Raw genomic sequence first — 12,225 nt, forward strand, 5'->3', positions numbered from 1 at the left:
TATGTAGGGAATGAAGTGGAGTTAAGACAATAAAAACACACCCAAGGATGATAAGACCCTGCGCGTGATATGCTTTTAAATGAAAGGTTAGATTTTTTAATAAGTGTGTAAAAAATTCCGCTGAGTTCTCAACGGAATTTTTTGATTTCTTCTTCTATAGTCTTTAAGAGAGCAGTTTCCTCTGTCAGCCTTAAAAGTTCTAGTCCCTTCTTAATCAAATCATCATCCTTACGACAGATGCCAAGACGAACTTGTGAAAGAGCTAAGGAGTCGTATTGTTTAAGTTCAAGAGACAACTGTAACATCATTGATGACATCTTCTCACAATCTTCTAGAAGATTATTGTAGAGGTAAATAGTTGAAAGACAAGTGAGGAATGAGAGTTGACAGGACTTGATATTTTGAAAATCTTTATACTTAGCTAAACTATCTAAGATTTTTTGGGTAATTTCTTTGATAGTTTCTATTGGGAAATAATAGATAATTGTCCTCAAAAGTCGCAAGTCATTTTCATACCAAGTATTTTGTTTTTCTAAATAGGACCAAATTTTTTGAGTATTTTTTTGAAAATCATCATTCTGATTGTGAAGGCCATTTCTTCGAAGCGATATAACAACGTTTAGAATATCTAAGATATGTTCAATTGGAATGTCATGATAGGTTTTTAAATAATCTTGACATTTTTTTTGAAGAATTTCAATTTCTTTTGTTCCTACCAAATCATGCTGACTATAGATAGCGTTGATAATTTCTTGCCTAGGGCTAGGGTGATAGAGGTTGCATATGTATTCAAATTCCTCCAAACTCATATCAATCTGATGTAGTAAGAATACCATGGTATCAAATTTTGGGATTGTATTTCCACTCTCAATGCGGGCCAAAGTTGAGCGTGCTAAAAAGTCTTGACAGACATCTTCCTGAGTTAATCCTTTTGATTTTCTGATTTCTTGATACACTTTACCATAATCCCAACGCATAGAGCCAATCTCCTCAAAAAATGTTACTAAAAGCTACAAAATATTATGTGAGTATGTTTTTATTGTATCATAAAATAAAAAGAAAGGAATTTGAAATGAAAAAAAGAGAAATGGTAACTAATAATATTTCAGGAAAAGTTTACGCTCTATCTTCAAATAATGTAGATGGAAATATCTATTATGGTACTATATACAATCCTAATTCTACCACTGATAGTGCGGCCTTTATTCTAATTCCTGCTGGCGAAGAAAATCCACATATTGGAGGAACAACATCTGTAGACAGAATTGTTACAGGGAAAGATATTAATGCTGATTATCATCCATTTTTTAAAAATTAGTATTTTAAAAGATGGATTTCTCAACATGACATTAATGTCATGTTCATCTATAGAATAATTAGCTAAACTAATGGTGTTAAGATTATTTAAATAAAGGTATATTAAGTTTTTATTACAAATATTACAGTTTTGTTTTGACTTAATTTTTTAAATGGTCTATAATAACGATGAAAACGGTTAGAAAGCAGGAGTTAAAAATGAAAAAGAACCTTTTTAGTCATGAAAAACAACGTTTTTCAATTCGCAAGTATTCTTTTGGTGCTGCATCAGTATTGTTAGGTGTTTCAATGCTCTTGGGAGCACAAGCAGTTTCAGCTGATGAACAAACTGGTTCGGTAACAGTTTCCGATACTACTGAGCTTGTTACTGATCAAGCAGGATCTAGCGTTCTTGAAAATAGCCAAGCTAAAGAAGCTATTCTTCAAGAAACACCAGAAGATAGTTCTGAGGTAGCGACTGACGCTGCTGAATCAGAAGAAGTTACTCTTGATAATCAAACAAATGAAAATCAGTCTCAAGTGTCTACATCTGAGAATCAAGTATCTGAAACATCTCCTTCAGAATCCAAGGATGAAAGTCCTGTAAATGAAGCTTCCGAAGTCAAAGAAGGTGATGAAGCGGACAAGGTGGATCAAGAAGTAATCAAAGAAACAACTTCAACTGAAAATGGTGAGACAGAAGAAAAAAAAGAATCTAAGGAAGCAAATGTTTCGACAGAAGTTGATAAGGAAGATGAAGCAGAAGCTGTATTATCAACAACAACAGAAAAAGTTCAGACTCAAGCCATCTATCGTCTCTATAATCCAAACTCTGGTGAACATCACTACACTGCTAGCCTAGGTGAAAATAATTTCCTTAGCAAAATTGGTTGGAAAGCTGAAGGAATTGGTTGGTATGCACCAACAATTGGAGATAAGGTTTATCGTCTTTATAATCCAAATAATGGGGATCATCATTATACACTTAATAAAGGTGAAAGTGACTATCTCAAGAAAATTGGCTGGAACTATGAGGGTGTTGCTTGGTATTCTGGAGGAGATAAGCCAGTTTACCGTCTCTACAATCCAAATGAAAAAAAAGCTGGTTCTCACCATTACACTCTAAGTAAAGGTGAAAGCAATCATCTTTCTAAAATTGGCTGGAAATATGAAGGTATCGGCTGGTATGCTTCCGAAAAGACTGAGGAAGTGACAAAACTGGAGCCACAAGGTACTTACAAGTTTACTAGTGAGAGGGAAGTTAAGAAGGAACCAAAAATTTCAGCCAAAACAGACTTTACCTTTAAAAATGGAGATTCAGTAAACTATGACAAGGTGCTAGAAGCTGATGGCTACCAATGGATCAGCTACCTTTCATATAGTGGTGCTCGTCGCTATGTTGTTTTAGATAAATTATCAACAACAGCAAAACCAGACACACCAAAACAAGATGTTTTAACAGGAAGCATCAAAGTTGTAAATACAGACAGCAAAGGCTTTGAAGTCAATATCACCAATGTGGCAAACCCTAACGGCATTAAGGCAGTAAAAGTTCCCGTATGGTCAACGCAAAACGGTCAAGATGACATTAAATGGTACGATGCTACGAAACAAAGCAATGGTGATTACAAAGTGACTGTAAGAGTTGCAAATCACAAAAATAATCGTGGTGAATACAATGTGCATCTCTACTATGTTCAAAACGATGGTTCAATGAAAGGTGTGGCAACTGCTCGCACAACAGTTCCACAACCGACTGAAGCGGATAAAAATGATGTCATGTATAATGGTTCATATTACAGCATTCAAGGAAAATATGATGAAATTATTATTGCTAACAAAAAATATCCTTTAGCATCTAACTATAATCCAGGTGAAAATACTGCAGCTAAAGAAGCCTTTGTGAAACTTAGAAATGATATGATTAATAAAGGCTACAATGTTGGCTATGGTTATAGTGGCTTTAGAAGCTACAGTACTCAACAAAGTTTGTATCAAAGCTATGCTAATCGTGATGGACAAGCTGCTGCAGATCGCTATTCTGCAAGAGCGGGTTATAGTGAACACCAAACTGGATTAGCCTATGATTTAACTGATAAAACAGGTAATTTATTGCAAGACAGTGCTGCAACAAAATGGTTGAAAGACAATGCTCATAATTATGGATTTGTCGTGCGTTATTTGCCTGGAAAAGAATCAGTTACAGGTTATATGACTGAAGAATGGCATGTTCGCTATATTGGAAAAGAAGCCAAAGAAGTTCATGATTCCGGTTTAACATTGGAAGAATACTATGGTTTCGAAGGTGGCGATTATGGTAAGACAGCGACTACAAATCAATCAACCAGCCAATTACCAGCTCAAGGTACTTATACATTTGTTAAGGATTCTCCGATTAAGGCAGAACCCAAAAATGCTAGTCCAGTTATCACATATTATCCAAAAGGAGATAAAGTAAACTACACTAGTGTTATCAATTCTGATGGACATCAATGGTTGGTTTACACCTCTTATAGCGGTGCAAAACGTTATGTTGCTATTGACTAGGTTAATACAAAGCAAGTTCATAGGTAAGAAAAAACTCTTGGGGCGCCCCAAGAGTTTTTTGTAACAATGACTGGACTTTATAAACAAGTCAAATGTTGTTTTTAATTAAGCATTTTTCTTTGCAGAAATTTTCATATAAAGGATGTTAAGAGCTAATCCAACAAGAGCGAGTACAATGGCAACATAGAATGCCTGAGAGTAATTCCCGTTATTTGCGCCAGCCATTTGAACCGCAACACGTGGAGCAAAGAAGGCAGCAAGTGAATAACCTGTGAAGACAATACCGTAGTTTACACCTTGGTTAGCTGGACCATAGTTTTCCATGACGATTGATGGGAAAACACCCATGACACCACCGAAACAAATACCAAGTCCGATAATTCCGATAGTAAATCCGATTTGTCCAGGTATCACTGTTAAAACGAATAGAGCAGCTGCTACCACTGAATAGATGATAAGAAGAGTTTTGCTGCGACCGATTTTATCAGATACAGATCCCCAAATCAAGCGACCGCTAGAATTAGCGATTGAGTAAAGTGAAACGTAAAGGGCGGCAGTTCCAGCTGATAAGCCAAACATTGTTTGACCAATTGGTGACGCCTGAGAAGCAATCATAAGACCAGAGAAAGCTCCCACAAAGAACATTGAAATTACAACGTAGAAGACAGGTGTCTTGAGCATATCAGTCCAAGTTTTGTTGACCTTACCAGCTCCTGATTGTGCTGGTGGATTCCAGCCTTCAGGTTTGTAACCAGCTGGAGCAGGTTTGATAAAGAAACTTGCAAGAATGACCACTACAAGATAAACAAGCCCAATCATTTTAAAGGCGTATTTGGCATCGTGGCTTTGAATGAGACTTGAAGCGATAGGTGATGCAATAACGGCAGCGAAGCCCATTCCACCAGTAAGAATACCCGAAGCAAGCCCACGTTTATCTGGGAAAAGGCGGAGCGTATTAGATAATGCACCTGAATAGGCGAAACATTGTCCCAAACCAGCTAACAACCCATAAGTAATGTAGAGCATAGCTGGACTAGTAACGAATCCTGTCAAGAAAAATCCTAGTGCAAATAAGAAAGCACCAATTGCGATTGTCCATTTAACATATCCTTTGTCAACGAGGTAACCTCCAAGAATCATCGGAATTGGGCCAATGGCAGAATTAATTGTGAATGCCATCATGATTTGAGGCATTGTCCAGCCTGTTTGAGCGCTTAATGGTGCTGCAAAAACACTAAAAGCATAGACAGCTCCAGTACAGAGCAAAATAGCGGTAGAAGCGGCTATAACAAGCCAGCGATTGAGTTTGGTTTCCATAGAAAACTCCTCCCTAGAGATAAATTGTTATTTTATTCACAATTGAATCGTAACAAAATTTTAAGTCGATGTCAACATATTTTGTAAACGTTTTTATCTTTTTATTAAATTGTTTATTTTTTACAAAAAACGCTTTCAAAAAATATAAGTTATGTTATAATCGACACAAACAATAAATTGTGAAAGAGGTAACATAATGAAATTAGTTGCTATCGTTGGAACCAATTCTGACCGTTCAACAAATCGTAAATTATTGAAATTCATGCAAAAACATTTTGCGCAGAAGGCTGAAATCGAAGTGCTAGAAATCAAAGATTTGCCAGCATTTAATGAACCAGAAGACAAAACATCACCTCAAGCTGTTGCGACTTTTTCTGAAAAAATCTTGGCAGCAGATGGTGTTATCATTTCTACTCCTGAGTATGATCACACTATTCCAGCCCCATTAGCATCTGCCCTTGAATGGATTGCTTACACAAGCCGTGCCCTCATCAACAAACCAACTATGATTGTTGGCGCTTCGCTTGGTCTTTTGGGAACATCGCGTGCGCAGGCACACTTGCGTCAGATTCTAGACGCACCAGAGTTGAAAGCTCGTGTTATGCCAGGCACAGAATTCTTCCTTGGACATTCAGAACAAGTTTTGGATGATGACTTTAACTTAAATAACCCAGAAAAAGTAGCAGAGCTTGAAGAACATTTCTCAGAGTTTGTAGAATTTGTAACTCTGACAAATCAATTGGTCAAACCAGAAGACACCAATCGTAAGAAATCGTTCATCTGGGAAGAATGGTTGAAAGCTTAATCTGAAATAGGAGGAAATAATCACATGAAATTAGTTGCTATTGTTGGTACTAATGCGAAAAAATCTTATAACCGCATGCTCTTGCAATTTATGCAAAAACATTTTGCTAAAAAAGCCAATATCGAAATTTTGGAAATCACTGACGTTCCAATGTTTAATGAAACAGACGACCAAACTGATACAGCAGTTATACAAAACTTTAACACAAAAATTACGGAAGCTGATGGTGTTATCATCTCTACACCTGAACACAACCACACTATTCCATCAAGTCTCAATAGCTTGCTTGAATGGCTATCTTTCAACGTTCATCCACTTGACGGCAAACCAACTATGATTCTTGGTGCTTCATATGATGTACAAGGGTCATCACGCGCTCAATTGCATCTTCGTCAAATTTTGGATGCACCGGGTGTTAATGCTACCGTTATGCCAGGTAGCGAGTTTTTGCTAAGTCGTGCTCATCGTGCCTTTGATGTAGAGGGAAATCTTGTTAATGAAGGAACAGTTGATTTCTTGGATTCATGTTTCCTCCGTTTCCTTCGTTTTGTGGAAGTAGCTAATCAACTTAATTTGCCTGAAGAAGTGCGTTTTGAACCAGGTACCTATTCTGTAACCACTGAAGGCCACAATGGTAAACTTCCCATGGAAGTCACTTTGTCAGATGAAAGAATTGAAAAAATCGATATTGATTCGTCTGGTGAGTCTTCAGGTATTGCAGATATTGTGTTTACACGTGTTCCTGCTGAAATTATCGAAGGTCAGACCCTCAATGTTGATGCGATTTCAGGTGCTTCAGTCACTTCAAATGGTGTCCTTGATGGGGTTGCGCGTGCTATAAAATTAGCGGGTGGAAATCCTGATGTTCTTCGCAAACGTGATAAAGCTCCTTCTGCCTTGGACAAAGAAGATAAAACCTATGAGGCTGATGTTGTGGTTGTCGGTGGTGGTGGAGCAGGTCTTGCCGCTGCGGCAGCTGTTATCCAAGAAGGCAAAAAAGTCATCGTTGTTGAAAAATTCCCAGCAGTTGGTGGTAACACTGTCCGTGCTGGTGGCCCAATGAATGCCCCAGACCCAGCTTGGCAAAATACCTTTGCTGCAAATCCAGGTGAAGCTCACAACTTGCAAGAGTTGATTAACACAGATGAAGCAAACATTGACCCAGAATACTTAGAAGATTTCCGTGCTTTGAAAGTAGAAGTTGCCAACTATTTAGAAAACCCAACTTACCTCTTTGATTCTACACTTCTTTATCGTATTCAAACTTACATTGGTGGTAAACGTCAAGACCTTCAAGGAAATGAAATTCATGGTAACTACGACCTTGTTAAAGTCTTGACTGAAAAAGCCCTTAGCTCAGTTCGCTGGTTGGAAGAAATTGGTGTGGAATTTGTCCGTGATGAAGTAACCATGCCAGTTGGTGCCCTATGGCGTCGTGGTCACAAACCTGTACAACCAATGGGATTTGCCTTTATCTCTGTCCTTGATAAATATGTTCGTGAAAATGGTGGAACCATTTTAACAGATTCACCAGTTAAAGAACTAATCGTTGAAGATGGAGCGGTTCGAGGTGTCATTGCCCAAGGACGTAACGGTCAAACCATCACTGTAAATGCTAAAGCCGTTGTTATGGCATCAGGTGGTTTTGGTGCCAACACTAAGATGCTTCAACAGTACAATACTTACTGGACAGAAATTGACGATAACATCGCAACATCAAACACACCAGCCGTAACAGGTGATGGTATTATCCTAGGTCAATCAGTTGGTGCAGATCTTGTTGGTATGGGATTCAGTCAAATGATGCCAGTATCAGATCCCGTTACAGGTGCACTCTTCTCTGGTCTTCAAGTACCGCCAGCAAACTTTATCATGGTCAACAAAGAAGGTAAACGTTTCGTTGATGAGTACGGTAGCCGTGATAAATTGTCTCAAGCAGCAATTGATAACGGTGGCCTCTTCTACCTTATTGCTGATGATAAGATCAAAGCGACAGCCTACAACACTAGCCAAGAAAAAATTGATGCACAAGTGGCAGCAGGTACCCTTTACCGTGCCGATACTTTGGAAGAATTGGCTGAACAAATCGGTGTTGACCCAGAAACCTTCGTCACAACCATCAGAAACTACAACTCTTACGTAGATGCAGGATATGATCCTGAATTTGATAAGGGTGGATTTGATCTTAAATGTGAAGTAGCACCGTTCTATGCAACACCACGTAAACCAGCTGTTCACCATACCATGGGTGGTCTCAAAATTGATACAACAACTCATGTCATCAATGAAAATGGAGCTGTTATTTCAGGTCTTTATGCAGCAGGTGAAGTTGCAGGTGGTCTCCATGCAGGTAACCGTTTAGGTGGTAACTCACTGACTGACATCTTCACATTTGGACGCATTGCAGGGATTACTGCAGTCGCTGAGAATTGTAATTAAAACCCTTCTCATTTTCAAGAGAAATAAAAAAGAGTAGGACAGAACTCAGCCAAGCAGATTTTAAGAAGTCATGAAATGACCAACTAAAAATCACTAGGCTACTGCGTTTTGATCTTACTAGGAACTATATTATAGAGGTCAGGCGTTTTTGCCTAGCCTCTTTCTTATGAAGAAAAACAGGTTTAAGAAAGTAATATTAAGATGTAGTGAATTGCCAAAATTAAGGATAGCCAGCAGCCTATGAAAAAAGCCTACATTCTTCCTATATCGGATATCATATCAGATAAAAATGAACTAATAAACGAAGTTTGGGGATAGAGCAAAACTATTGCAATTTATGCTTTATTTTTCATCTGAAGTTACCTAACAATTTTACTTAAATATCAGACGAAACTTATTAATTCTAATACATAATACATCATGTAAACCTTGATTATTATCTATTTCACTGTTATTTTAGCATTCAAAAAAATTTGCATACAAAATGTGTTCCTATTTCTTAAAGTGTTTTGTACGGGGATGTATTTGGATAAAACAAAAAGCTAGCCGTTATCGACTAGCTTTTCTCTTTGCCACCACCGAGAATTGAACTCGGAACTGAGCATTACCATTGCTCTATTATACCATTTAACTATAGCGGCGCTTACCAATCTATATTACTATAAAAATGAAAGCGATGCAAGTTTTTTTGATGAAATAGACTCAAGCTTCTATATGTTTTTATCATTGAAGTAAGATGAAAACACTTGCTTAGTTTTTTGTCAAAGGGGCAATATTAATAGTAAGTTTTTGAATTTTAATCTAAAAAGGTCTAAAATAGTATGCATCAAAATACAGGAGATATTATGCTAGAACTACATCATATATCAAAGGTTTACCATACTGCAGGCGTAGAGTTGCGTGCCTTGGATGATATTAATTTAAATTTCAGAGCAAACGAATTCGTCTCTATTCTTGGACAATCTGGTTCTGGAAAAACGACAATGCTTAATATCATTGGTGGTTTGGACCAATACACTTCCGGTGATTTGTTGATTAATGGTAAATCAACCAAAGATTTCAAAGATAGAGATTGGGATGCTTATCGAAACAACACTATTGGTTTTGTTTTTCAATCTTATAACTTGATTTCCCATCAATCAGCTTTAAGCAACGTTGAAATGGCAATGACCCTATCTGGAGTATCAAAAACAGAGCGCCGTCAGCGTGCTCTGGATGCTTTGGAGAGAGTGGGTCTAGCCCAACACGCCCATAAAAAACCAAATCAAATGTCTGGCGGACAAATGCAGAGGATTGCTATTGCGCGCGCTTTAGTTAACAATCCAGATATTTTGTTGGCTGATGAGCCTACAGGTGCCTTGGATTCAGAAACCTCTGTTCAAATTATGGATTTGCTCAAAGAAATCGCTAGCGAACGGTTGGTTATTATGGTAACGCATAACCCCGAACTTGCTGAACAATACTCTACACGATTGATTAGAGTTTTAGATGGGCATATAGTAGATGATTCCAATCCATACCAAAGTCAGACTTCACAAGCAGATGAAGTGATATTCAAAAAGACGAAAATGAATTTTTTGACTGCACTCAATCTTTCCTTCAATAATCTACTGACTAAAAAAGGGCGCACATTCTTGACTGCTTTTGCTGGGTCTATAGGTATCATAGGAATCGCCTTGATCTTATCCCTCTCAAACGGAGTCCAGCAATACATTGATAAGGTCCAAGAAGATACGCTTGTGGCCTATCCTTTGTCCTTAAAGAAAGATAATGCCAACTCTTTATCCAGCTTACTTGGGGCTCGGATGTCTTCGGATAATAGCAAAGCTCCTAAGGGGACAGTCGGAGTTAATACGACTTTGAAAAACATTTTGACTTCTGAAATCTCAGATAATGATTTAGCTTCATTCAAAAAATATCTTGACGAACACAGATCTGATTATGAAGCAGTCACAAAAGATATCCAATACCACTATGATTTGCAACCACAGATTTATTCATCTGACACAGATAAAGAGATTACTGCTGTCAACCCATCTAACCTATCTTCTAAGTTAAAAACGGAAAACAGAACTGTAAAAGCCATGGCTAGCAATATGCAAGTTTGGTCAGAAATCAGTGACAGTAAGAAAATGCTAGAGTCACAGTACCAAGTTGTGACAGGGCATTTACCAGAAAACTACAATGAAGTAATTCTTATGGTAGATGAAAACCTAAAAGTCAGCGACTTTGTTCTCTATAGCCTTGGCCTCAAAGATGTATCAGAACTAAATAATTTAGACAAAGCTAGTGAGACAAAAAAGGAATCGTTTGATTATAAGGATTTGCTAGATAAAAGCTTTAAACTTGTCATCAATTCTGATGTCTTCAAACAAGAAAATGGTATTTGGGTTAATAAATCCTCAGACAAAACCTTTATGACAAATCTGATCAATGGTTCGGAAGATATTAAGATTGTCGGTATTGTTAAACCAAAAGAAGGAACATCAAATAGTGGCTCTACAGGAGGCATCGGCTATACAAAAGCACTGACAAAATATGTTTCTGAAAAAGTGGAAGCTAGTGAAATCGCAAAAGAACAGAGAGCTAATCCGAATAAAAATGTCTTCACTGGTCAGGATTTTACGACCGATGGGACAGAATTTTCATCTAGTAGTTTATCGCCTCAGCAACAGATGGCCTTAGCTTCTATGTCTGCTGAAGAATTAGCAGAATATGTTAGCCAATATAATGAGAATGCTAATGCCACTTATGAAGATAATCTTGCTAAGATTGGTATGATAGATGAAGAAGAGCCGAGCAGCATCGATTTTTACGCTTCGAGTTTTGAAGGTAAAGATGACTTGAAAGATTTGATAGCAAAATATAATGATAAAGTCAGTGAATCAGGTGAAGAAAATAAGGTAATCACATATACAGACGATATTGCATTGGTACTGTCATCTGTAACAACCATGATTAATATGATTACCTATGTTTTGATTGGATTCGTTGCTATTTCATTAGTTGTATCCTCTATCATGATTTCCATTATTACTTATATTTCAGTTCTTGAACGCACTAAAGAAATTGGTATTCTTAGAGCTATGGGAGCTTCCAAAAAAGACGTCCGTCGTATTTTTACTGCTGAAACAGCCATTGAAGGTGTCATTTCTGGAGCTTTGGGAATTTTAATTACTGTTTTGTTGAATATACCAATCAATATGGTGATTGAAAAGATAACAGATGTTGAAAGTATTTCCGTCTTACCAATTTGGGCTGCAGTTTTCCTAGTTGCTATTTCAATTATTCTAACTGTTCTAGCAGGACTCTTGCCATCACGTCTAGCAGCTAAAAAAGATCCAGTTGAGGCCTTACGTACCGAGTAAGAAACTCTTAATCTTGTTATTTCATAGTAGGAAAACACTTGTCATTCTTATATAGATTGGCAGGTGTTTTTGAATGCAGACATAAAACATCACTTCCAAAAATGCGCTTCACCACCACAAAAAGAAAAATGATAAAGTTTGAAAAAATAATTATTTTAAATCTTTATTTGATTGAACTGCTCCCTGTCAAGTGGACAACGAAATAATAAAAGATTAAGCAACGGCCTTGTTCCTCATTTCAAGAGGAGCGAGGCCGTTGTGCTTCTCTTGAAAACGTTGATTATTGTAAAAATAGATGTAGGCATCAATATCTGCGACTAAATCTTCAAAAGTCTGGTAAGTTTTAAAATCATAGCACTCTGTCTTAAAGTGACCAAAGAAGCTTTCTATCGGAGCATTATCAATACACTTGCCAACACGGGACATAGAGCGTGTTATCTGATATTGTGTGGT

8 protein-coding genes and 1 tRNA gene are annotated in these 12,225 nt (G+C 37.4%); 5 read left to right on the plus strand and 4 right to left on the minus strand.

Translation table 11 applies throughout. The features are described 5' to 3' along the window. Positions 1–128: 128 nt before the first annotated feature. Positions 129–977, minus strand: a complete 849-nt coding sequence (locus F601_RS0101415; protein ID WP_018163891.1) for a helix-turn-helix domain-containing protein — start codon at positions 975–977, stop codon at positions 129–131. A gap of 95 nt (positions 978–1,072) precedes the next feature. On the opposite strand from F601_RS0101415, the gene F601_RS0101420 reads away from it, so the two are divergent. Together F601_RS0101420 and ldcB are read left to right on the plus strand one after the other, a co-directional pair. Then, positions 1,073–1,318, plus strand: a complete 246-nt coding sequence (locus F601_RS0101420; RefSeq protein ID WP_018163892.1) for a hypothetical protein — start codon at positions 1,073–1,075, stop codon at positions 1,316–1,318. A 197-nt stretch (positions 1,319–1,515) separates the two neighbouring features. Beyond that, a complete protein-coding gene (gene ldcB / locus F601_RS0101425; protein ID WP_018163893.1) occupies positions 1,516–3,843 on the plus strand; it encodes an LD-carboxypeptidase LdcB/DacB in 2,328 nt (775 codons plus the stop codon). A 105-nt stretch (positions 3,844–3,948) separates the two neighbouring features. Here the strand turns inward: ldcB and F601_RS0101430 are convergent, their stop codons facing one another. Continuing rightward, entirely contained in the window at positions 3,949–5,160 is a 1,212-nt protein-coding gene (locus F601_RS0101430) for an L-lactate MFS transporter (protein ID WP_018163894.1), read from the minus strand. 196 nt (positions 5,161–5,356) lie between these two features. On the opposite strand from F601_RS0101430, the gene F601_RS0101435 reads away from it, so the two are divergent. Together F601_RS0101435 and F601_RS0101440 are read left to right on the plus strand one after the other, a co-directional pair. Further along, positions 5,357–5,965, plus strand: a complete 609-nt coding sequence (locus F601_RS0101435) for an NADPH-dependent FMN reductase (protein ID WP_018163895.1) — start codon at positions 5,357–5,359, stop codon at positions 5,963–5,965. Between the two features lie 24 nt (positions 5,966–5,989). Next, on the plus strand, positions 5,990–8,404 hold the full coding sequence (locus F601_RS0101440; RefSeq protein WP_018163896.1) for a flavocytochrome c: 2,415 nt from the start codon (positions 5,990–5,992) through the stop codon (positions 8,402–8,404). A gap of 570 nt (positions 8,405–8,974) precedes the next feature. On the opposite strand, the gene F601_RS0101445 is transcribed toward F601_RS0101440, so the two are convergent. Then, positions 8,975–9,045, minus strand: a tRNA-Thr gene (locus tag F601_RS0101445). A 204-nt stretch (positions 9,046–9,249) separates the two neighbouring features. On the opposite strand from F601_RS0101445, the gene F601_RS0101450 reads away from it, so the two are divergent. After that, a complete protein-coding gene (locus F601_RS0101450; RefSeq protein ID WP_018163897.1) occupies positions 9,250–11,772 on the plus strand; it encodes an ABC transporter ATP-binding protein/permease in 2,523 nt (840 codons plus the stop codon). A gap of 213 nt (positions 11,773–11,985) precedes the next feature. Here F601_RS0101450 and F601_RS0101455 read toward each other — a convergent pair. Next, positions 11,986–12,225 (minus strand): IS3 family transposase (locus F601_RS0101455; protein WP_155979141.1); only part of this gene is annotated, 240 nt, incomplete at its 5' end.

Source organism: Streptococcus henryi DSM 19005, assembly GCF_000376985.1.
Taxonomy (GTDB): Bacteria; Bacillota; Bacilli; order Lactobacillales; family Streptococcaceae; genus Streptococcus; species Streptococcus henryi.